The sequence below is a fragment of the Bacillus cereus group sp. MG9 genome, from assembly GCF_040459995.1.
GTDB lineage: Bacteria > Bacillota > Bacilli > Bacillales > Bacillaceae_G > Bacillus_A > Bacillus_A mycoides.
This window is the reverse complement of the sequence record NZ_JARVHC010000001.1, coordinates 3764459-3787807: the sequence shown is the minus strand read 5'-3', so window position 1 is coordinate 3787807 and position 23349 is coordinate 3764459. Positions and strand designations below refer to the sequence as shown.

The window sequence follows — 23349 nt, the reverse complement described above, 5'->3', positions numbered from 1 at the left end:
TGTGGGAGCTAACTTAATGAGCTTTTTATTTTCAAAAAAGTATGTTTTAATTTGCGAGGATGATAGGACTGTGAAAAGGTCTATACGAATTGATATGAGGTAGAGGGTATAATCGTTTATTTTGATTGTAAAGCAATTGAATTAATGGGAGAGTATGAAACACAAGGCCCAGACAAAGTTTAACTAGAATCTTTATCTGGGTTTTGTCTATGTATTTGATAGTATAGAGGGTGAAAATGCTATTAGAGAAAAAAGTCAATTTGTAATGTTAATAACTTATACTACCAACTGTATAATCATTACTGTAATCTATACTTGCAGAAACCTTCTTCTTTTTGTCACCAGATATATAGCCAGATACCTCAAGCCTACTACGAGAGATATCTGTAGAAAATTCTACTTTTGTCACTGTAATATCCCAATTTTTCTCCTTTTTAAAATACTCGATAGCGGCTTGTGATGCTTTTTCTTTCATTTCATTTTGTTCTTTTTCACTATAAGGGTGGGTAGCCTTATAAATTTGATATATAGTGCACGAACCTAAACCTAAAACAACCAATAACGTTATTAAAAGGAGTTTTTTCATTTCTTACCACCTCTATTTTTCATTCGGTTTTGAAGCTTGGACATCCCTGTTTAGGTGGCTATCTGAAATCACATAGGTTTCTTTTTTCATAGAAAACTCCCCTCCATAGTAAACAGATCAAGGTGATTTCTTTTTACTGTCTGCTATAAGGGGAGCGTATCAAATCTAGGTCTCTTTTTTATGGTGAGGAAAGTTCTCTTACTTCGTAATCATTGGTAGAAGATACTACAACAGAAAAAGTTTTATTTTTATCATTAGAAATATATCCGTTAACAAAAAGTTTTAATCCGCCCAATTCACTTGAAAATTCAGTATCTGTAATAGTAACATCAATATTTTTTTCTTTCTTAAAATATTCAATCGTAGCTTTGTTTGCTTTATTTTTAATTTCTTGCTTTTCTTGGGGAGTCATTGACATTAAAGGATTTGCTGTATGTATGAATTTTATAACTGCGCAAGAAGCCATACCGACAAGAATTACACTGATAATTATTGTAATTTTTAGTGATTTTTTGATTGCAATTCACCTCCCGCTATTATTATACTTATATTACCAAATGAATGGGGTTAAGGAAAGAGGGAGAAGGGTTGACTACTATTATATCAGATTCAACTTATAATAAATTATCTGAGGCTGCATATCAAAAAGAAGATAAAATAGACATTGCCGGTTGGAAGCCAATACACCCAAAAGGCGCAAAATTGCATGACCCTGAAACAGGTTTCGATGCAGTTGTTTTTCAAAATGAAACAACTAAAGAAATTGTTGTTGCTTATAGAGGAACGGAAGGGAAAGAATCATTAGATAGATCGGTGCCTGATTTTTTAACTGATGCAAAATATATATTAATGGGTAAGAATCCGATACAAGATGGTGAGAAAATAAATCCGTATGATAAAAGTCAAGTAATAGCAGCTAACCAGTTTACACAATCAGTATCACTTTTAGAAATAGTAAAAAATGAATATCAGGGTGCGAAAATTTCAACTACAGGACATTCTTTAGGTGGTGCCAATGCTCAATTTGCTAGTGCAATATGCGGTGTACCTGCTGTTACTTACAGTGCCCCTGGCATTTATGATATGCTTCCAAAGGACATAAAGAAAAAAGTAGATGCAGGAGAATATAAAGGACAAATAACTAATTATATTAATCCGAAAGATTCAATTTCTGGTGGTGCTCTAAGAGAAGATAAAACACATATTGGTGATACCTATATGGTCAATTCTGATTTTAAAACAGCAAATAATGACTATGGGATGCATCAAATTGATAGGTTTTTAGATTCAATAGGAGCAAAGGATTATCACGGTCTAGGAAATTATCACTTTGATAGTTTCGGTAATATTAATAATTCCATGTTAGTAGACGTAAACACGGGTCACAAATTATATAAGTCTCCCAGATATTCAATACAGCATGGTGAAATCAAGATAGTCATGGAATACTTAGAAGAATCAGCAAAAAAAATGCAACAAAGTGCGGAAGAATTTCAAAATCAGATACCACGAGTAGTTTCAGAAGTAATGCAGCATCTTAGTTCAACTAAGAGTCAACGTCTGGAGAGAAGGATTGAAGAATTGTATCATTGCTTAGATCAAACCAGTAGAGTATATGCGACAAAAGCCGGGGAAGTATCAGCTTTTATAAAGAGAAAAGCCGATGAATATAAGGCAGCAGATGAAAGTTTTCAAGGATTTGAGTGGTTAAAAAAATGAGACAAATGTATTTTAATGAGGAACATATAGAAGCAGCATTAGGGCGTTTAACAAATTTGATTATAGATATAAATAAAAATCAAGAGAGAGTAAATGATATTTATAATCTTATACAAGCAGGTTGGTCGCAAAATGGAGCTGGAAAGAAAGCGATTGAGGATTTGGAGTATTTACGAAAAGAACTAAATCACTCTGTGAATGAAATTGAAACAAAGAAACAGAGGTTGAGAGATGATTGGGAACTTATTAAAGCAGTAGACAGGAGCTATAAATAAGTATATGAAAATGTTCAGAGCCGAAAGGCTCTATAGTTTTGCTTTAAAATGAAATTTTTATAGAAATTTCATTTTGTCATAAATAAAAAGGCGGTTGTTTCCACAACCACCTTTTAGTAAAATAAAGTGCTTTTTCAGAAAAAATATTGAAACAATTCAAATACGCATTCCTAAAAACAATTCTTACTATCCTTTAGTTACAAGCAATGCCGTCTCCATTTCTATCCAAACGATGGTCTCCAAATCCAGCTGCCTTTGATTTCTTCATAAATTCAGTTGCTTCAGAAGCATTCCTAAAATCGGAACAATCCCTATCTTCTTTAAAATTGTAATTTTGAGTAGATGAGTTTTTCTCTTTTTCGCTGTTCTTAGATTTGTCTTCTTCCGCTTTTCTTTTTGCATCTTCTTCCTTCACTTCATCTTGAGCTTTCTTCGCATCTTCTTCCATTTTTTTTATGTACTGTTTACCTTCAATTTCTCTTTGTTTTTCTTCTAACTCTGTTTTTTCCATTTGAGCAATGTGTCGTTGGTAAACACAGGGGCCAATAGACCAAATTGCCAATAAAATTAGTATTATTAGTATAAGGATTCCTTTGGCATATGTTTTTTCTTTTTTCTTTTTATAATAGCACCATAATATTACGAGAATAATTGCAACAAGTAATAAGAGATTCCAAATTGAACTCACAATGCATTCTAATATAAGCATAAGCGCATAAATACAGCCCACTATAAGCAATAATTTTAGTGCTTTTATAAAATCCTTAAATTCCTTTTCTTTCATTTTGTTCCCCCATTAATAATTTAATCAATTAGTACTAATCAATTTTATTTGTAAGCATTCGATAAGTAAATCAGAAAAATATCCCATAAAAAGTAATATTATGGAATTTAGATGTGGTTTTCAAGTTATTAAATAAACTCCTTAAAAAGTTAAAAATAAATAAGAAAATGATATAATAATAGCAATTAAACATTTAGTCCTACTGGAAGAACCAGCGGACACTGAACTATGAAGAGCATTAGTGATATCGCTCTGTAGTTTGGTGTCCGCTTTTTTTATTTAAAAAATAGACAAGGAGTATTTATATATGAATCAATTAACTTTCTTATCTAAAATAGATCGTGCAGCTACCCAGTCAAAATTAGAAAGTCTTCTTGAAGAAATACGTCTTAATAAACAGTTCGGAATGGTTCGAGAAGAAATGAAAATAACTCCCTCATATGAAGTGAGATATCATGGTCCTACAAATACGGTAGGAAATCCATTAGAAGATGTAGCTTTAGAAAACATAAAGCGCAGCGAACGCGAACAGTACCTTAAAGATATGTCATTCCGTATTGATCAGTTTTTAAGTCGTTTAGGTAATGGCCGAGCGGGAAGTATTCAGAGGGACATTATTAAAAAACGTTATTTAGAGGAAGAAGATGTATGTGATTATATGGTTTATAACGAGATTGGAATGGCTGAACGTACTTATCGTCGTTGGAAATCAAGAGCGTTTTATAATTTAGCATTTGCTCTTAGATTAGAAGTATATGAAACAGAAGAGCATAATGGAGGGAATGAGCTATGAATTTTGTTCAACCTATTCGAGATTCAGAGCAAATACAGTATCTAAAGGAGTACTTCAAGGACAAGAGTGATCGTAATTACATTCTGTTTATCATGGGGATTAATACAGGTTTGCGAATTAGTGATATTTTAAAATTGAAAGTAGATGATGTAAAAGGTAGCCATATATCTATGCGCGAAAAGAAGACAGGTAAACAAAAACGTATTCAAATTACTGCAACATTGAAAAGAGAACTTAAGTGGTTTATTGAAGAGCGAGAAGATAATGAGTACCTATTACAAAGTAGACAAGGTAAGAATCGTCCTATTGGTCGTAGCATGGCATATAAGATATTAAGTGGGGCAGCGGCAAAGTTCGGGTTAGATGAAATAGGAACACATACGTTAAGAAAAACATACGGGTATCACATGTACATGCAAACGAAAAACATAGCATTACTCATGGAGATATTCAATCACTCGTCAGAGAAGGTCACGTTACGTTATATAGGTGTAAACCAAGATGCAATGGATAAAGCAATGACTAGGTTTAAAATCTAATCACTGCTTATTTCTTTTTAAATCTAGGGGTATCGCAGCATTTTGGAAAAAGACACGCTAAGATTATGCAAGATTTTATACAGTTCCAGTAACAAACAAGAACTCTAAAACCGCGCTAGGATAGGAATGTATAAAAAAATGCATAGATCCATAGAACAAAAAAAGAAGGTTCCTTGGTGAGCGGACGGTTTCCTCTTTTCCTTGCTGCCGATAATAATGCGTTATGTTAACTAGACGTGTATGAGATATACAATCAAAATTCCACCAACAAATAAGATTGGAAATCCTACGACTATATATAATCTGTTTTTAGTATTCCTTATATAATTGCAAGATAACTAAAAGAAAAAGCCCATAATGCTAAAATTATGATTTCTAAGATCTTCTTTTTCATTAAAAGTTAAACACCCCAAATCCCCTTAAAAAGTTGTATTCGGAATATTATAACAAAATCAAAAAAAGACCCTACAAAAGGGTCTTTCATGAACTAATATTAAGCTTTTTGAACATTAGTAGCTTGTGGGCCACGTTGTCCTTTTTCTACTTCAAACGTTACACTTTGTCCTTCGTCTAAAGATTTGTAACCGTCGATTTGGATAGCTGAGAAATGTACGAATACGTCTTCTCCACCTTCACGCTCGATGAATCCAAAACCTTTGTCTGCATTAAACCATTTTACTTTACCTTGTTCCATAATTGTTGCCTCCTAGTGTGGATACCCACACATATGTTACTACCCTTGCTCAAATACCTTAGACGAAAAACAAAATTTATTCTTAATCTCAAACCGAACAAAAATAGGTCTATCTTAAATTAACATACTTTCTAAAAAATAGCAAATTTCAAAAATAAGTCCTTATGGTAATTAACCACTAATAGTGGTTGCTGGAGAAAAACTCACTATGATAGTCATCACAGCAAGAAGTTGCCAAAGGATCTCGACAATATCATTGATTTGATTTTTTTCAGACATTCAACAATTGATAAAATTAGCTATTTTCGAGTTAAATTTTACTTCCGATAACGATAATTATGTAAATAAGCTGTCCACATGGGCAGCTTATTTTATTTTTCCGCATAGCGTAGGTTATTTTGCAAAATGCTGGTGGTATCCCATTGCCATCAAGCTAAGAAAAGCAAATACCCCAAAATGAAAATTTGATATCTTTACGGTTACTTATGAGAAATGAGCTCATTTTTTTCGTTTTGGGGATTATGTAATTGATTTACAGAAAATCCCCCAACCAATAGAAGAAGGGATCCCTATATAAGCTCAAATCACCCAAAGTGACAGCTTACTATAGGTGTTGGGCACATGTTAGCATAAATCAGTGACCATAGATGTATTCCTTCAAGGATGGAAATTATTTCTTGATAATAATTGCTTAACATAGATTTAACACACACCTATTTATAATAATGAAAATGAGGTGATTAAGATATGAGAATTCTTGTTGTTGAAGATGAGTTGGATTTACAGGAAGCTCTCGCAGAGGGACTTAGAATAGAAGGGTATGCGGTTGATACCTGTAGTAATGGTGAAGATGCTTACGAACTGGCGTATGTTGAAAATTATGACTTAATTATACTTGACTTAAATCTTCCGAAAATGGACGGATTAAAGGTTTTAGAAAAGTTAAGAGAAGAAAATAAAGAATTAAAAGTCTTAATCCTTAGTGCAAGAAGTAGCGTAAATGACAAAGTTAAAGGCTTAGATATCGGTGCGAATGATTATTTAACTAAACCATTTGAATTTGAGGAATTGGAAGCAAGAATAAGGAATTTATTAAGACGGAAATTTGTGCAGGAAAATAACCTTTTGACTTGCGGTAATATATATATTACCGCAAGTCAAAACGCACCGCATTTGTGGGTGAAAAAGAACTGATACTCACAATAAAAGAATTCGGATTGCTTGAATACTTTCTGCTTAATCAAGAAAAAGTAGTCAGTCAAGAAGAATTGATTGAACATGTATGGGACCAAAATGCTGATAGTTTTAGTGGAGCTATTCGAGTTCACATAACTACATTACGAAAAAAGCTTAAAGTTCTTTTAGATTATAATCCCATAATGTCCTCCCATTAATTCTCCCCGTTTGTTGAATAACTCTACCCCAAACATTATACCTTTATATGGAAAAAGATGACAACCTCGTATTTGAGAATATCGACTTTCATTTTTATATAACTTTATAATATAAAAAATAACTTTATTTCAAATTAAAGATCTTTATTTCCATTAAACAGCTTCGTTTCTATAAAAGACAAAAAAATTTCGTTCTGGGGGTATTGTAAAATTTTAAGTTGATTGCGATGTAACGTGCCCCCTTTTACAACTTATAACCAATGAAAGACTTTTGTAACATTTATGAAAGAGATATGAAAGATGTTTAAAGTAACATGAACTTCAGAACATTGATTTTAAATTATTCAAAAGTAAAAAATCGTACTAAGAGTGAACAACAAAAATGAAAAAAACATTTCAAACAAATGGGATCGGAAAGAAAATAATTCCTGCCACAGTGGATTAGGTATTTTTGTAGAATATATTTGATATAAGGAAGTGCAATTATGAGTAATGTAAAAATTATTACTTACGTTTTAAGTAAATCAGAACGAGATCATGAAGACCTTATTAAGGCTATCAAAGATTATGAAACATGGATAAAAATCACAGAGTTTACTTGGATTGTTGCAACCACTGATTCATGTATTAACATTATGAATATTTTAAAGAAACACTTGCATTCTAATGATCGCATGTTTGTAGCCGATCTTACTGGTGTTTCAGCTTGGAAAAATATTCTTTGTAAAACTTAGTTATTAAAAGAATATCTTTAATTTAGAATAAAAATGGTTTTTACTGAGCTAACTGTGTTTATACATTGGAATCAGTTAACTAATCAATTTGGAATATTGATAACTGGATATTCAATGAGAACGCAAGGAATGACCATTAATTCCCATCACCAAACTTGATTCTACGTAGGGGTATCCTACCTTCAGATTTCCGTATGTAGAAATTTCATATTCTTAACAGCTTATAAGGGTGTTAAGTAGTGTAGTTAATATCTAAAGCAGACAAAGGATTTCTAAAGAGTCGATGAAACGTATATCAAAGAAAAGGTCAATGGATATATCTGTATCATGCCGTGGATTCCGAAGAAAATACGATTGATTTTTATCTCAGTAATACAAGTGACAGCAGGACTGCAAAGCGAGTCTTCAAGAAAGCTTTGTGGTCTTTTCATATTTTTAAGTCTCGTACTATACCAGTCTATAAGAATCCGGTTTATCTAATAGTAGTAATAGAAGAATTGAAAAAAGAGAACAAGATGATAGCAGGCATACAAATCAAGCAATTCAAATACTTGAACAACATAGTAGAATAATCCCGTTGATTTATTAAAAAGCGAGTTCCTTCTATGTTAGGATTAAAGTCTGTTTACACAGTAAAGTTCATTATTTCTAGAATAGAAGTGATGCATATGGTGAAAAAACAATGAAGTATTTTACGGAACTAGTCTGTTCAAAATTAGAAAGAATCAAGTAATTATTTGGTATTACTGCATAAACTTGATCCCCTTAAGATATGTATGATTTTTCCAAGAACATAGCATGTCTGTACCAGGACCTTTAATCTTCTAGGGATTGTAAGTATACAATATTCTTGTGTTAAAATGACCATCTGGCGTATATAATTATGATTTCTATTGAATGTACATTCAATGTGTTTTATTCTCAATTGGCAATAATATTCTGTTACGTTTATATGAATAACTTATGTATTCTTTAAGAGTACATAAGAGAAATATTTTTTCGTTATCAATAAAAGAACCGAGGAGATTTTACGAATGCAAAAAAGAATTGCAATAATAGAAGATGAAGACAATATAAGGGAAATATGCAAACGGTACTTAGAAAGGGAAGGGTATGAAGTATATACAGCTGTAAATGGAGCAGAGGGCTGGTCTATATTTCAGCAATATCAACCAGATTTAATCATTTTAGATCTGATGATGCCGAAAAAAGATGGCTGGGAACTATGCGAGGAAATTCGTCAACAATCTAATGTTCCTATTATTATGTTAACCGCTAGGGCAGAGGAAAGAGATCGAATTTTGGGTTTAACAATGGGAGCAGATGATTATGTGACAAAGCCGTTTTCACCTCGCGAATTAGTACTAAGGGTTCAAATTATATTAAGAAGAGTAAATCAGACAATTATAGAAACGAAAGAATCCGTATCAGAAGTAATAAAGTTCCGAGATTTGGAGATTTATCCAACGAAGAGATGTGTACTTGTTTGTGGATGTGAAGTTGAGTTAACAAATAAAGAATTTGAGGTACTTTATATAATGGCCACCCATCCAAAACAAGTGTTTTCTCGTTCACAACTTCTTGAACAAATTTGGGAGTTTGAGTATGAAGGATGTACGAACACAGTAACGGTGTTAATGAGTCGTTTACGTGAAAAGTTAGAGAAGAATTCAACAAAGAACCGTTGGATTCATACAGTCTGGGGAATAGGGTATAGCTTTGATTCAAATGGAGGAAATGAAACATGAAATTACGTTATCAATTGTTACTGATGAATCTATTAAGCACGAGTGTTATGGTAGTTGCTATATGGTATAGTGATACGAAAATGTTACTTGAACCGGAACAAACACGGTTATTAACAGGAATTGCAATCATAGCAATGATTTTTTCAACCTTTCTTTACTGGTTACTAACACGCCCTATTATGAGATCTATTCAAAATTTAATTGAATTAACAAAACAATTTAGTGATAGACATTTTGAAACGATATACATAATAGGAAAAGAACCACGAGAGTTTAAAGAATTAGCAACAGCTTTTCAACAGATGGCGAAAAAATTAGAAGAGGGGTTTACTAAGTTAGAGGAAGGAGAAAAAGCACGTACAGAGCTGATTGCGAATATTTCACACGACTTACGAACACCTATGGCTAGCATACAATTGATGATAGAAGCATTACAAGATAATTTAATTGAAGATCCTGACATGAAAATGCAGTACATAACGACAATCCTAAAAGAAATACAACGATTAAATGGATTAATCAATGACTTATTTGATCTTTCAAAGTTAGAACTTGGACAAGAAGAGTTTTATCCAAGTTTATCACATGTGGACAGCATTCTACTAGAAGTACTAAATTCACATTCTATCTTATTAGAGGAGAAACATATCCATTTACAATTACATGTTTCCGACACATTACCTCGACTTTGGATTATGCCATGTAAAATAGCACGAGTTATCGGTAATTTGTTAAACAATGCAATCCGACATTCCCCTGTATCTGGAAAAATCGAGTTGATTGTAGAAGACAATAAACAGAGGCAACAAGTCAAATTTATTTTGCGTGATGAAGGAGAAGGCATTTCCCCTAATGATAAATTGCGCATATTTGAACGCTTTTTCAGAACTGACCCATCAAGAAGTTCACAATCTGGAGGTTCAGGGCTCGGATTAGCCATTGTAAAATCATTAATTGAATTGCACAAAGGAGAAGTTGGCGTTCGAGATCGTTCGGATGGTAAGCAGGGATGTGAATTTTGGTTTACTCTTCCCATTACTTCAGAAAAAAAATAAGATCGCTGCAAGACTTTTGTAATAGTTATGTTATCGAAATGATAGACTTCCTTGTTAACATACATGTAAGCATTATGTTAGAGGAGGAGCTTTACTTTATGAAAATAAAATATGTATTGTTTATCGGGGGATTCCTAATAGTTGGGGAAATTTTATTGCTTTTATTCCGTCCTGAAAAACTATTTATTGATAAGCAAGTGAATCAAGCATTGCCACAAACAGAAATAAAATCAAAAGAATCTCAACTACAAGAACAAATAGTAACCAAAGGACAGTTTCAGAACGGTGTCCATGAAACAACTGGAGTAACAACAATCTATCAATTAGCTGATGGAAAACGTATTTTACGCCTTACTAATTTTTCAACTTCTAATGGCCCGGACGTTCGAGTTGTGTTGGTTCCTACGAAGCAATTGAAAAATAATGAGGATGTTAAAAATTATAAGTATATTGAATTAGGAAAATTAAAGGGAAACAAAGGTGATCAAAACTATGAAATTCCTAATGAGATAGATGTAAGTACATACGGTGCAGTTTCTGTATGGTGTAAGAGGTTTAATGAAAACTTTGGTGCAGCTTATTTCGCAAGATAAGAAATAATAAAAACAGGTGATAGAGTTGAAATCTATTACCTGTTTTTGTGTTTTGTAGAACGTATAGAAGAATGGGAAGTTGCATGAAGATTTAGAAAAGGCAAGAACGAGTCATGTTCCTGGGGATAACTGTAAAGAGGTAGAATTGTCGTTTGGTAACACCCTCTATGTTAGTGAATTAAAGGGATTAAAATTCGTTTACGATATTGAGAAATTCGATAAAAATCTGATTTATCTGTAATTTAACGAAAGACTTTTGTAACATTTATGAAATAAATTTGAAAGGTATTTACATTATGATGAACATCCGAACATTAAATTCAGTTTAATAAGTAGGAAAAAACACAAAGATAAAGCGAGGAATGACGTTATGAATGAGAAATACAAAAAAAGGCTACCAAAAGTCCTACCTGTAGGAATTGCAATGGGGATTTTATTCAGTGCTAGCCCATTACCAAGTCCATTAACGGAAAATAAGGTGAAAGCAGATGTTGATACGTTTGCAACAATTGTTACAACATTTGGAAGTATCTATGATGCGTTTATTAAAGAGCCGTTTGGGAAATGGTTAGAGGGAATCGATGTAAAAAGCTATTATTATGCTCAGCATGAAAACATTGCTTACAAAGCTCCTACGTTTCAAAAGGGAGAGTTTGGTATTAGCGTATTTGATTATTATAAAGATAAAAATTTTAGCAAGAAAGTTAAACTTGTTTATCCAAATGGAAAAGTTGAATATAAAACGATTAAGCATGGGGAACAAATTCGTATTAAGCAAGCTGGCACAATAGTAGACTTAACTCCTGATGAACCCGAACTATCTAAACATGATGTTTTGTATATTACACAAAAACAATTAGATGAAGGAAAGACGGGTGTTGCACTTGCAACTTTCAAAACCTATTATCTACAAAGTGATAATAGCGGCCGTAGAAATAATTTAGCAGATAAATATTTACGAGAAACATTCCCGAACGCTTATCTGAATAGCGGTCTGCCTGATATTCGTATTGATGAGAATGAACTGTTTAAGAAACTACCAGAAGAAAAACGAATGCTGGGAACAATTACTTCAGAACCGGTTGGCAAAGAAGTTCTTTCTAATTATGCTACGAATGATCCTGAAGCTCGTGAGGATCTGAAGAAACGTACATTTGATGTCTACACAAACCATAAAGACGGGGAATATTCTTCTATTTCTATAAAAATTGTAAATGATGGAATAAACCTGCAAGCAGGGGATTATGTCCATGAAGCAGGTGACTGGGATTCAAATTCAGGAACTGATTTTACAATTACGCCGATTGAAAAGGGATCTAATAAGGTTATTATATCATCTGTCTTTAATGGAAAAGTAAGATATCTTACATCTAAATCAGGAGATACCAGTCAATGGATTTATACAAATGATGGAGATATCAGTTCTGATGAAATATGGGATCTTGTTGTTCGAAAAGACGGTCAGTTTTCTTTGAAAAATAATAAAGGGCAATATTTATACGTTCCTAGGAGTGGTAAAAGTGCACCAGCGTGGACTACTGGTGATATTAATGAAGCTAGTAAACTCACAGCTCGCCTTGCAGCACATGAGTGGAATAATTGGTTGATTGATTGGCATCCTCGTAAGAAAAATGAGACAAAGAAACATGAAGGAAAGGCATATGACGGGTTAGAATTCAAACCTGATGCAAAAGATGGCTCTATATGGACTGCATACAATTCTGGGAAATTGATAACAAATAGTTGGATAAAGAGAAATGACTCTCATTATTATGCGGATTCTTCAGGAATTCTTTTAAAGGGCTGGCAAGAAATTGAGGGGAATAAGTATTATTTTGATCCAAATGGTAATCACAGGGTCTCAGTATCTGGATCATTAATTAATGGGGAGTACTATAACTTCAACGATGAAGGTGTTCTGCAGAAATCAGCATGGCAAGGTCTACACTATTCCGATGCTTCAGGAGCGTTTATTAAAGAAGGCTTGAAAGAAATTGATAATAAAATTTATTATTTTAAAGATTACAAGGCTACTACAAATGTACTACGTTTAGAAGATCAAGGTGTCATTCTTCGTTTTTCTGACGAAGGTGTGCTTATGTTTGTTTCTGGGTTGGATGGAAAAGCTCTAAATAGAACAATTAATGTTACTTTGGACAATAAAATATTACCATTTAGGACAACCGGTGAACTTGAGCCACTAGGGATTAGCAAATTAGGTAATACAGTCAAATATTTTAGTTTAGAAGATGGAATTAACTATTCCGGTTGGAAGGAGTTTGTTGGAGAAAAATATTATTTTAGAGATGGAAAATCTTCTACGGTGAATGGTGCAGAAACTATTGACGGAAAAACATATTACTTTAATGACTGGGGACAAGCTACTCTGACAGGTTTTGTTGACATTGATGGTATACCATTCTATCTGAACGATAAAGCTGAAAAGGTAACAGGTGTTCATAAAATCGATGGCAAGCTATATCTCTTCTCACAAGGTGACAACCTTCGTGCATATGGAGAAAAGGTAAGAAATACACTTTATAAGTTTGAAGGAAAATCGTATTATACTGATCACACTGGTGTGATTTCCCAAAACTTCAAGGGTGATGTTTATAGTCATAATAATGATTACTACATTGAAACGAACAACGAGGGAGTTATCACCAAATTACAGAAAAAGTGAGTATATAATAAAATTGAATAAAATAACGGATTTTTAATAGACTTATCTCTTATAAAGAGTGAAGTACTATGTGTGAAAATGGGTCATATTATGGAGTGTATGTCTATTATATGACCCATTTTATTTTTAAACATTTCTTTGAGGTGTAACAAAATGCAACAAATATATATAAGATTATCTCTTATACAATTATTTCTGTTAGTACTGAACTTATTTATATTTTCTTCAGCCATGCCATTTTTACCTTGGTTTATCGAAAGCGCTTTCGGATGGTTAGGAATATTGGCTACTACTCCTTTATTGTTAATTATCGGTAGAATCATGCCACAACTTAAAAAAAGCGAAGGATTTTGCATAACAAGAACAAGGCAGGTTGTTCCTTTTATTGCATCCGTTATTTCACTATGTATCATGTTATTACCTACCATTGAATTATCGATTGTAATAGCTCTTACAGTTAATGGTTTAATGGCTATTATAACAATTGCATTTTTGTTGCAAGATTTCTATAAACTGAATAAAAAATATAAGTTCATAAGGTTTATTAGCTAATATCTTAAGTACTTTGCTGTTAAAATATTTGTTTTACTTATAAGAGAAGACCGAGCAATCGAAACAGAGAGTGTAAGGTTAGTAGATAGTTCATTTCAATGTTTAAATGTAATAATAAAATCATAAGAAGTGATAATAAATTTTTAGAAATAATAAGAAAGTATTGTTCATAGATGTAACAATAACTAAAAAATGACTAAAAAAATTCAATATATGTATAATAAGTGGAGGTAAATATAATGGCTTTAAAATTATTCGGTATCGTTTTTGGAGTGGTATTAATCTTATGGGGCGTATATAGAATGAAAAAAGATGATGCATTCGTAGGAAAAACCCAAACAAGAAAAAATCTTTTCAATTTGTTGATTAATGGACAGAGTTCTGGAATAGGACAATTATTAAGCGGAATTCTGCTTGTCATTTTAGTAATCGTATCCTTTATAATTAAATAATTTACAAATAAGAGGAGCTGATATCTATAATTTAGCTCCTTTTGTTGTGATAAAGTCTTTAAGCAAGAACGCGAATGTTTTAGAAATGGATACATTCTATAGAAGCATAGATGGTATTCGTTATTAATAAATGGTCTAATAACTATTTCGTTTTAATGTGCGATAAATAGTAGTTCTGTCAACATTTAAAAAATCAGCAATCTCCTGTTTCGTTTTTCCCTGATCAAGTAACTCAAGTATCAAATCAGTTTTAGACTTATTAATTTTAGGCGTTCTCCCCAGTTTCCCGCCATTTTCTACATACTTCATACGACCAGCCTGTGTTCGCTCCAGTATATAGTTTCGTTCAATATCAGCAAATAAAGATAAGATTGTAATCATTACTTTAGTAGTCATGTCATCTTTCTTCCGAGTAGCAATGTTATCATTAGTAGCAATGACTCCAATATCATTTTTAATCAGTTTTTCATGAGTACGAATCATATCAGAAAGATTTCTACCTAAACGATCTAGTTTATATACAATAAGTGTATCTCCTGGATTTAGTTGTTCCATAAGAATTTGGAATTGTTCCCTCTCCATATTTTTTCCACTTTGCTTTTCTTCAAAAATACCTTCTTCCAACAATTTAATTTGATTAGTTTCACAATATGCAATAATTTCCTTTTTCTGAAATGTATAGTCTTGTTGTGGAGTGGATACTCGAATATATGCGTAATTCATTTTTGTTCTCCTAACGTTGCGTAAATCTATTTTTCTACAAATCTTGTATCATTTTCAGGATTTAATTTGCAACATAATATATGCAACGTTGTAGCGCTATAAAAATCAACCCTTAGGCAAGTGTTGCATAAATGTTAATTTTTGTAACGTTTTACTTAGGTCTATTTTACCCTTAGCGTACAGGGTATTGACTTAAATGTGTCTAAATTGTGTCGTAACGTACAATTTTCTTTTTTTGATATGGTGGCCCCACATCCATCAACTTAAGGATTTAATATACCCTTTAAATGAAAAATTTTCTTTCTCTACAGTTAGTGATTTTGAGAAGTCAGCTCATTTTTCCGCTTTGGGGTAATTCTGAATTCTTAAGTTGATGGCGATGATATGGTGACCCCTATTAATCAAATTAAAGGATACACCTACGCAGAACTATGGCAGGGGTATATCCTTTTTTTGTTGTTGGGAGGAAGGTCATGCTCTCCCTGTATCTCCACTGGATGCTATAAATATACCTTTTTCAAAAAGGAGGTCTATTTTAACGATCCAGATATTGTTCCAATAATTGAATAGGCCCGTGTGAATTTATTTGAATCATTTGTTTAGCCATAGAAGATGGTGAGCATGGCATATCATTTTCTAGCCACCAAGAGATAACACCGATATATGCAGCAGAAATATAACTGACTATCATTTCTTTTTTAACAGGGAGTTCCTCTTCTTTTACATTTGTTTCTAAAATCATGTGATCATAAAATTGAAAAATAAAATCTTTTAGATATTGAATGAAGTTTGGAATACCTTTTTTGATTAACATGACGTGAAAAAACTTATTTGACCTAGCAATATGTTCAAAAATATGTAAAGCCACATAATGTTGTAATTCATGTGGATCTTTTGTCACGCTGTAAAATTTCGATGCATCTCCAAAAAGTTCTATAAGCATCTTATCTATACTTTGATTTAATAAATCTTCTTTATCTTCATAATGACGATAAAAAGTCGCTCGATTGACAGTTGCGCGTTCAGTAATATCTTGTATTGTAATGCTTTCATAACTCTTCTCATCCATTAATTCAATTAATGAATCTCTGAGAAGATTGTGTGTACGTCGTACCCTCGGGTCTACTTTTTTATTCACCATCGTTAAACTCCTTTATGAATTTTTCTACTTTTGCAACAATACCCAGCTGAAATGTTGCTTAAGCATCATTTCAGCTCTTTTTGATTCTTGTTATTGTAAATTCTATAACTATAATTATTTACAACAAGTGTTGTTTTTGCAACAAAAGTATCAAAAATATTTACATCCTATTTATGTGAAAACAACATGATGTTGAAAGAAAAGTTCTTGATTACTGGTTATTCAGGCCAGAGGCAATCAGTGTATTGAAGAAAAAGCAAACTCAAAATAGGAAGGTGAGCAAACATGCAACAAGATGAAGTGATCAAACAGTTTACCACACCACTGGATGCTCCAGCATTCCCAGTAGGTCCTTATCGATTCCATAATCGAGAATACTTAAATATTTTATATCGTACAGACCTAGATGCATTGAGAAAAATAGTACCTGAACCTTTGGAGATTACGGATTCACTTGTTCGTTTTGAAATTATGAAAATGCCAGATGTAACTGGATTGGGTTCCTATACTGAATGTGGGCAAGTAATCCCTGTAAGCTTTGATGGCGAAGAGGGTGAATATTTACATGCTATGTACGTAGATAGTTTTCCCGCAATCGCTTCTGGAAGAGAGATAAGTGCTTATCCTAAAAAGTTAGGTAAACCAAATCTATTTGTGGATTCTGATACATTAGTAGGTACTCTTGACTATGGTTCTTTAAGAGTAGCAACTGCCACGATGGGTTACAAACACCGCCCTCTGGACTTAAGTGAGGCACGTAAAGAAATCTGTAAACCTAACTTTATGATTAAAAAGATGCCAGGATATGACGGATACCCAAGGATTTGTGAACTTGTCCGAAGTCAAATTACAGATATCACTATTCACGGTGCTTGGTCAGGTCCTGCACGCTTAGAGTTATTTGCACATGCATTAGCACCAATGTCAGATTTACCTGTGCTTGAGGTTGTCTCTACCTCTCACATAATTACAGATCTTACTTTGTCTTCTCCAAGTGTTGTACATGACTATCTAACAAGTAAGTAACACAGGTGAAGAAGGAAGATCTAGTTAGAAAGGAAAGAAATTAGATATGGTTAAAATGAGTGGAAATACTAACAGTCCTCAGTTAACTGAGAATTTGCATATGTTTAGCCCTGTTACAGTTATTGGAGCTGGTGTCATAGGAATTTCATGGACAGCCTATTTTCTTGCAAAGGGTTTAGAAGTTCGAGTAAATGACGTTCGCCCTGATTTAGAAGAAGTTGTGCATGCGGGTATAAAACAGATTATCCCCACATTACAGGAGCTTGGACTTCCAACTGAGGGTCTTACAGATCGATTAATTATTGAGAGAAACCTTGAACGTGCACTTGACGGTGCCACTGTTGTACAAGAAAACGGACCTGAACGTATAGACTTTAAACAGGAATTATACGCCAAAATTGAACAAATTGTCAGCAAAGACACATTACTGTTGTCATCCTCTTCTGGATTAAAAGCCAGTGAGATTGCAGAGAAAATGAAGTATCCAGAACGTATGTTAATTGGTCATCCATTTAATCCACCGCATCTGGTTCCATTGGTGGAGGTTGTACCTGGCAAATACACAGCTTCTAGTGCAGTTGAGAAAGCTGTCAATTTTTATGAAGCATTAGGTAAGAACTCTCTTGTTTTGAAAAAAGAAATGGATGGATTTGTAGCAAACCGTCTACAGTCAGCATTATTCCGTGAAGCCATTCATTTGGTATTAGAAGGCGTTGTTTCAATGAAGGAACTTGATGAAATTGTCACCAGCTCAATTGGTCTTCGCTGGGCAGCAGGTGGGCCATTCTTAACATTCCATTTAGGAGGCGGAGAAGGGGGATTCCCTGCTTTCCTCAAACATTTAGGACCGGGAATGAATGTACTTTGGGATCACCTTGGTAAACCACATTTAGATAAAGACACAGTACAGCTATTGTCTGAACAAGCTATTGCTTCTTATGGTACCATTGCTAAAAATCAGCTTGAAGAAGAGCGAGATTGTCGTCAATTATCTGTGCTACGTGCACTTAATGAGAAAAAATAAATATATATTTTCACACTATGTTCAAAAAGGAAGGGATTATAATGAATACAAATACAGATGTAAAAAAACTTACTGATGCTATCATTAAAGCAAATGAAAATAAATTAACAAATCTTGATGATTTCGATATTCATAAAGAACTAACCACTGTTTTAGAGGAAGTTGGATTATCAGTAGAAGACTGTGGAGGAACAGTTACTTTTTATGGCCAAGACCCTATTGTTCCAAGTACATTACGTCTAGCATCAACCGCAGCAATCGCTTTAGTAGCAAAATCCATTGCTGTTTCTAAGATTTGGAGAATGCGTGGAGGAAAAGGTCAAGATATTCACATGGATTTACGTAAGGCACTTCGAAGACTATCTCCTTTTTACGATAGACAGTGGGAAAAAATCAATGGGCTAGCACCAGGTGTTGCTAATGATCCTTATAATCCTTTTGACTTTACTTTTTATCAAACAAAAGACGGGAAATGGGTTATGCCACTTAATCCGTATCCACGATCTAAACACGAGGCATTGAATTTTTTAAATTGTACTGAAGATCGTCAATCCGTAGCCAATGCAATTAGACAATGGAATTCAAATGACTTAGAGAATGCTGCTGCTGAACGTGGAATTATTATGCCAGTAGTCCGTACAATTGAAGAGTTTATGAAAGAATCTATTTATGAAGAAGTAGCGAAGCTTCCTCTTATTGAAATTGAAAAAATTGGCGAGAGTGATCCAGAGCCACTTTCTGAAGATGCGAAAACTCCACTAGAAGGCATCCGTGCCTTAGGGCTTGCACATGTTATTGCTGGTGCAGGTTTTGGAAGAGCGCTTGCTTTACATGGTGCAGATGTTTTAAACGTTTGGCGTCCAACTGATTGGGAACATGATATTGTGTATGCAACATCAAATGTGGGAATGCGTTCTACTACACTTGATTTAGGGAATGGAGAAAGTAAACAAAAAATAGAAGAATTATTACAAGATGCGGATATCTTTTTTGCTAACCGCCGCTCTGGGTTTATTGAACAATATGGACTATCAGCAGAAGATTGTGCTCAAATTCGCCCAGGTATCATCCATTGTACAGTAAATTTACATGGAACAGAAGGCGCTTGGGGAAACCGTAACGGCTTTGATCAAACAGCTGGCTGTGTAACAGGCGTAATGGCTCTTGAAGGTTCACCTGACAACCCTAAATTACCTCCTATTTCAATTGTAAACGACTATGCAGTCTCTTGGTTACTTGAAGTAGGAGCTTTAGTAGCACTAGAGAGAAGAGCAAAAGAAGGCGGCAGTTATCGTGTACGAGTATCTTTAGACCGAGTATCTTTATGGATTCTCTCAATGGGTATCTTTGATAAACAATTTGTTAAAAAAATAGCTGGTTCATCAGAGGAACATGAGTATATCGCACCAGATTTATTTACCGCTGAAACTCCATTCGGTTTATATCAAGGCGTAACTGATCAGGTAAAAATGTCAGAAACACCTGGTGAATATAAAACTGTTCTAGTTCCACGTGGGTCTAATCGCCCAGAGTGGCTGCCTAGATAATCATAGCACTCATATATATAGTTGTGAATTCAGGCTGTGGTGTAAAAACTCTATCAATCTTAAACATAATAAAATTGTTAAAAAAGATTAATTCTAGTTAGAAAATTATTCGAAATAATTTCAAATTTTTCTGCAGAAGTTCAAAAGATATTAAGAAATAAAACAGTTGTAACATTAATAATCGACTCCTTTATATACAGGGAATCGGTACTAATACGGATATACGTTTGTTAGCTGAAATCGGGAATACTACTTACTTCGAAAATAACAAACAACTTAATGCATTTGCAGGTATCAATATAAGCCATTTTCAATTACCACTGTATTACCATCAGGTTAAGAAATTGGTTGTTCCCCAAAACTAAAAAATGAGCTAAATGTAATAAGCTAAATTTTATTTTTGAAGACTTCAAAGTATTAGCTTGGTACAAATTGGTGATATTTCAATAAGGGATGTGCTCATTTTCTTGCTACTGATAATGAAATTTATGTAAATTACCAAAGAAACATCTTTATTTAATGAGAATGCATAGCTACTCCATTTGTAATATTATTGCAACAATTGTAAAGATAATTCTGGAAAATCGAAATAGAATTCTAATTCTAAGGGTATTTCCAATTGTTTGGTTGGATTTTCAGAAAGAGTAAGGTAAATACTTTTAAAGTAATATAAAAGGAAAATTAGGTATCTTTATGTGCGTTAAATTAACATAAATAGGCATATGTAGAGGATTCAAACTTATTTGAATTTAAAGTGTTGTTAACCCCTATGAAACACGAATCATTCTAATTGTTAGTACAATTAGAATGTAAGATTTAATTGGAAAGAAGGGGTTATTGTGAAAGAAACAATTAGTAGTTATGAAGATTTATTGGATATGTTAGATTCATTATTGCGTGAACCAACTCAATTTTGGGATAATTTTTATTCAAATCGTGAAAAAGGAGTTCCCTTTTTTACTAATAAACCAGATGAGAACCTAGTTAATTATTTCGATAAAGAATTACTTAATCCAGGGAAAGTTCTTGAACTTGGATGCGGTCCAGGCAGAAATGCAATTTACTTTGCTGAAAAAGGATGCTTAGTTGATGCGGTAGACTTATCACAGGAATCAATTCAATGGGCAACCGAACGGGCAAAAGAAAAAAATGTACATGTGAATTTTATTTATAACAATATCTTTGACTTACAAATTGAAGAAGGTACATACGATATTGTGTATGATTCAGGATGCTTTCATCATATTGCTCCACACAGAAGAATGAATTATATAAATTTGGTGAAAAAGGCTTTAAAACCAGGTGGTTATTTTGCAATCACTTGTTTTGTTCAAGGCGGAGAATTGGGTGGGGCAGATATAACGGATTGGGAAGTATACAAACTACAAAGTCTTAAAGGTGGATTAGGTTTTACAGATGCAAAACTTAGAGTCATCTTTAGAGATTTTTCTGAAGTAGAAATACGTAGAATGAAAGAGATAAAACAATCGAATAAAGTATTTGGTATTTCTGGACTGTGGACAGCTTTATTTATGAAAAATATTACTGAATAGTAAAAATATGTTTCCTTAGTGAATTATACTTATATCTGTTAGCAAAGACTATGTGAACGAAGAAACCCTTCAGAAAATCTGAAGGGTTTCTAGATACATTAAATACTAATAAGGATATCATCTCATCGCTATCAAATTGAGATAAATTTGTATCTAAATAATAAGAAAAACGCTATTCTTTTTGTAGAAATATATAGAAAGGATGGCGTTTTTTTATGAATTTATCGATTCAAGATGAGTTTCATTTATTCGCTGAAGAACTACAGCGATATCTATCTCCACATATTCTCCAACAACTCGCACAGGAGACAGGTTTTGTAAAACGTAAAAGTAAGTATGGCGCACGAGATATGGCTGCTTTATGTATTTGGATCAGTCGACATGTAGCAAGCGATTCTCTCACTCGATTATGTAGTCAGCTTTATGCAAATACAGCTACACTAATGAGTCCGGAAGGACTTAATCAACGTTTTAACCGATGCGCTGTTTTATTTCTACAGCGTGTATTCTCTCTTTTAGTCAAAAGCCAACTAAACGATTCGTCTCAAATCCGAAACCAATATACTTCTTATTTTCAACGTATACGTATTTTAGATGCTACTATTTTTCAAGTACCCAATCATTTAGCTCCTATTTATCCTGGTTCAGGAGGATGTGCACAAACAGCCGGTATTAAGATTCAACTAGAGTATGATTTACAGAGTGGGAAATTCCTCAATTTTCAAATGGAACCAGGTAAAAATAATGATAAAACCTTTGGTACAGAGTGTTTAGATACCTTATGCCCAGGAGATTTATGTATTCGAGATTTAGGATACTTTTCTCTAAAAGATTTAGACCAGATGGATCAACGAGGGGTATTCTATGTTTCACGGTTGAAATTAAATAATAGAGTATATGTAAAAAATGAATCGCCAGAATTCTTTCGGGATGGGACAGTTAAAAAGCAATCTTTATATGTTTTACTTGACCTTGAAGATATCATGCATCAGATAAAACCAGGAGATACTTATGAAATTCAGAATGCCTATGTTGGACAACAAAAATTACCCTCACGAGTTGTAATATACAGACTTACATCAACTCAAATTCATAAACGTAGGAAACAGCAATCTTATGTTGAAAAGAAAAAAGGAGTTACATACTCTGAAAAAAGTAAACGATTAACAGAAATCAACGTTTATATTACCAACATACCATGGGAAATTGTTCCGATGGAACAGGTCCATGATATCTACTCACTACGTTGGCAAATAGAAATTGTATTTAAAACATGGAAGTCTCTTTTTGGTATCAATCATTGTCACAATATTAAGCGAGAGCGTCTAGAATGTCATCTTTATGGACAGTTAATCGCTATTTTTCTTTGTTCTTCTACTATGTTCAAAATGCGACAGTTGTTACTACAAAAAAAACAAAAAGAATTAAGTGAATATAAAGCAATTTATATGATTCAAGATCATCTGTACTTAGTATATGAAGCCATCCAACAAGACACCCAAGAAGTATCAAAAGTTTTCCTTCGTTTGTTTGACCTCTTACAGAAAAACGGGCGGAAATCCCATCGATATGAGAAAAAGACAGTCTTTGATATTTTAGGCATTGTTTATCAGTGCACTGTATCCAATCTAAAGCGGAAAACTGCATAATCTTTAAAAATACACCTAATCAAGGTTTATTTGGAATGCGTATTTTTAAAAACAAATAAACAAAATATCAAGCATGTGGGCATCA

24 protein-coding genes and 2 pseudogenes are annotated in these 23349 nt (G+C 33.3%); 20 read left to right on the top strand and 6 right to left on the bottom strand.

What is annotated here, in order from left to right; translation table 11 throughout:
* Positions 1 to 268: 268 nt before the first annotated feature.
* Positions 269 to 586 (bottom strand): hypothetical protein, encoded by a 318-nt coding sequence (locus QCI77_RS19285; protein WP_016512405.1) that lies wholly within the window; start codon positions 584 to 586, stop codon positions 269 to 271.
* 178 nt (positions 587 to 764) lie between these two features.
* Positions 765 to 1052 carry a hypothetical protein gene (locus QCI77_RS19280; protein ID WP_016512406.1) on the bottom strand — a complete coding sequence of 96 codons (288 nt, stop codon included), beginning with the start codon at positions 1050 to 1052 and terminating at the stop codon, positions 765 to 767.
* A gap of 122 nt (positions 1053 to 1174) precedes the next feature.
* Here QCI77_RS19280 and QCI77_RS19275 point away from each other — a divergent pair, with 122 nt between their 5' ends.
* Positions 1175 to 2305: a Tle-like phospholipase domain-containing protein gene (locus QCI77_RS19275; protein WP_353825384.1), complete on the top strand. Its 1131-nt coding sequence runs from the start codon at positions 1175 to 1177 to the stop codon at positions 2303 to 2305.
* Positions 2302 to 2580 (top strand): hypothetical protein, encoded by a 279-nt coding sequence (locus tag QCI77_RS19270; protein WP_002161963.1) that lies wholly within the window; start codon positions 2302 to 2304, stop codon positions 2578 to 2580. Before QCI77_RS19275 ends, QCI77_RS19270 begins: the two co-directional genes overlap by 4 nt.
* Before the next feature lie 193 nt (positions 2581 to 2773).
* Here QCI77_RS19270 and QCI77_RS19265 read toward each other — a convergent pair whose 3' ends face one another.
* Positions 2774 to 3364, bottom strand: a complete 591-nt coding sequence (locus QCI77_RS19265; RefSeq protein WP_353825383.1) for an excalibur calcium-binding domain-containing protein — start codon at positions 3362 to 3364, stop codon at positions 2774 to 2776.
* Between the two features lie 307 nt (positions 3365 to 3671).
* On the opposite strand from QCI77_RS19265, the gene QCI77_RS19260 reads away from it, so the two are divergent.
* The gene (locus QCI77_RS19260; RefSeq protein WP_353825382.1) at positions 3672 to 4157 is read left to right on the top strand and encodes an ArpU family phage packaging/lysis transcriptional regulator; all 486 of its coding nucleotides are present in this window, start codon (positions 3672 to 3674) and stop codon (positions 4155 to 4157) included.
* A complete protein-coding gene (locus tag QCI77_RS19255; protein ID WP_353825381.1) occupies positions 4154 to 4696 on the top strand; it encodes a site-specific integrase in 543 nt (180 codons plus the stop codon). The genes QCI77_RS19260 and QCI77_RS19255 overlap by 4 nt, the downstream gene beginning before the upstream one ends.
* A 493-nt stretch (positions 4697 to 5189) precedes the next feature.
* Here the strand turns inward: QCI77_RS19255 and QCI77_RS19250 are convergent, their stop codons facing one another.
* The gene (locus tag QCI77_RS19250; RefSeq protein WP_002130770.1) at positions 5190 to 5390 is read right to left on the bottom strand and encodes a cold-shock protein; all 201 of its coding nucleotides are present in this window, start codon (positions 5388 to 5390) and stop codon (positions 5190 to 5192) included.
* Between the two features lie 747 nt (positions 5391 to 6137).
* Between QCI77_RS19250 and QCI77_RS19245 the strand changes: the two genes are divergently transcribed.
* The 10 genes and pseudogenes from QCI77_RS19245 to QCI77_RS19200 all read left to right on the top strand — a co-directional run bounded on the left by QCI77_RS19245 (position 6138) and on the right by QCI77_RS19200 (position 14601).
* Entirely contained in the window at positions 6138 to 6584 is a 447-nt protein-coding gene (locus tag QCI77_RS19245) for a response regulator (protein ID WP_353825380.1), read from the top strand.
* Entirely contained in the window at positions 6566 to 6784 is a 219-nt protein-coding gene (locus QCI77_RS19240; RefSeq protein ID WP_353825379.1) for a winged helix-turn-helix domain-containing protein, read from the top strand. The genes QCI77_RS19245 and QCI77_RS19240 overlap by 19 nt, the downstream gene beginning before the upstream one ends.
* A 485-nt stretch (positions 6785 to 7269) precedes the next feature.
* Positions 7270 to 7518 carry a CRISPR-associated protein Cas2 gene (locus tag QCI77_RS19235; RefSeq protein WP_353825378.1) on the top strand — a complete coding sequence of 83 codons (249 nt, stop codon included), beginning with the start codon at positions 7270 to 7272 and terminating at the stop codon, positions 7516 to 7518.
* 249 nt (positions 7519 to 7767) lie between these two features.
* Positions 7768 to 8204: pseudogene (locus QCI77_RS19230) on the top strand (DDE-type integrase/transposase/recombinase); the annotation flags it as partial.
* A gap of 348 nt (positions 8205 to 8552) precedes the next feature.
* Positions 8553 to 9266 (top strand): response regulator transcription factor, encoded by a 714-nt coding sequence (locus tag QCI77_RS19225; protein WP_353825377.1) that lies wholly within the window; start codon positions 8553 to 8555, stop codon positions 9264 to 9266.
* On the top strand, positions 9263 to 10321 hold the full coding sequence (locus QCI77_RS19220; protein ID WP_353825376.1) for a sensor histidine kinase: 1059 nt from the start codon (positions 9263 to 9265) through the stop codon (positions 10319 to 10321). The genes QCI77_RS19225 and QCI77_RS19220 overlap by 4 nt, the downstream gene beginning before the upstream one ends.
* 98 nt (positions 10322 to 10419) lie before the next feature.
* Entirely contained in the window at positions 10420 to 10914 is a 495-nt protein-coding gene (locus QCI77_RS19215) for a DM13 domain-containing protein (protein WP_353825375.1), read from the top strand.
* 370 nt (positions 10915 to 11284) lie between these two features.
* Positions 11285 to 13597, top strand: coding sequence for an N-acetylmuramoyl-L-alanine amidase family protein (locus tag QCI77_RS19210; protein WP_353825374.1), 2313 nt, complete (start codon positions 11285 to 11287; stop codon positions 13595 to 13597).
* A 153-nt stretch (positions 13598 to 13750) separates the two neighbouring features.
* Positions 13751 to 14149 carry a hypothetical protein gene (locus QCI77_RS19205; protein ID WP_353825373.1) on the top strand — a complete coding sequence of 133 codons (399 nt, stop codon included), beginning with the start codon at positions 13751 to 13753 and terminating at the stop codon, positions 14147 to 14149.
* Between the two features lie 239 nt (positions 14150 to 14388).
* Positions 14389 to 14601, top strand: coding sequence for a hypothetical protein (locus QCI77_RS19200; protein ID WP_353825372.1), 213 nt, complete (start codon positions 14389 to 14391; stop codon positions 14599 to 14601).
* Positions 14602 to 14736: 135 nt separating this feature from the next.
* On the opposite strand, the gene QCI77_RS19195 is transcribed toward QCI77_RS19200, so the two are convergent.
* Both QCI77_RS19195 and QCI77_RS19190 read right to left on the bottom strand, forming a co-directional pair.
* Entirely contained in the window at positions 14737 to 15324 is a 588-nt protein-coding gene (locus QCI77_RS19195) for a recombinase family protein (protein WP_353825371.1), read from the bottom strand.
* A 535-nt stretch (positions 15325 to 15859) separates the two neighbouring features.
* Positions 15860 to 16465, bottom strand: a complete 606-nt coding sequence (locus tag QCI77_RS19190; RefSeq protein WP_113770999.1) for a TetR/AcrR family transcriptional regulator — start codon at positions 16463 to 16465, stop codon at positions 15860 to 15862.
* 285 nt (positions 16466 to 16750) lie between these two features.
* On the opposite strand from QCI77_RS19190, the gene QCI77_RS19185 reads away from it, so the two are divergent.
* From QCI77_RS19185 to QCI77_RS19160, 6 genes and pseudogenes are all read left to right on the top strand, one after another.
* Positions 16751 to 17491 carry an acetoacetate decarboxylase gene (locus QCI77_RS19185; RefSeq protein ID WP_113770998.1) on the top strand — a complete coding sequence of 247 codons (741 nt, stop codon included), beginning with the start codon at positions 16751 to 16753 and terminating at the stop codon, positions 17489 to 17491.
* Between the two features lie 55 nt (positions 17492 to 17546).
* Positions 17547 to 18515, top strand: coding sequence for a 3-hydroxyacyl-CoA dehydrogenase NAD-binding domain-containing protein (locus tag QCI77_RS19180; RefSeq protein WP_353825370.1), 969 nt, complete (start codon positions 17547 to 17549; stop codon positions 18513 to 18515).
* A gap of 41 nt (positions 18516 to 18556) precedes the next feature.
* A complete protein-coding gene (locus tag QCI77_RS19175; RefSeq protein ID WP_353825369.1) occupies positions 18557 to 20062 on the top strand; it encodes a CoA transferase in 1506 nt (501 codons plus the stop codon).
* Positions 20063 to 20247: 185 nt separating this feature from the next.
* Positions 20248 to 20376 (top strand): annotated as a pseudogene (locus QCI77_RS19170) (transposase); the annotation flags it as partial.
* A 525-nt stretch (positions 20377 to 20901) separates the two neighbouring features.
* Positions 20902 to 21615, top strand: a complete 714-nt coding sequence (locus tag QCI77_RS19165) for a class I SAM-dependent methyltransferase (RefSeq protein ID WP_353825368.1) — start codon at positions 20902 to 20904, stop codon at positions 21613 to 21615.
* 215 nt (positions 21616 to 21830) lie between these two features.
* Entirely contained in the window at positions 21831 to 23264 is a 1434-nt protein-coding gene (locus QCI77_RS19160; RefSeq protein WP_353825367.1) for an IS4 family transposase, read from the top strand.
* Positions 23265 to 23349: the final 85 nt, after the last annotated feature.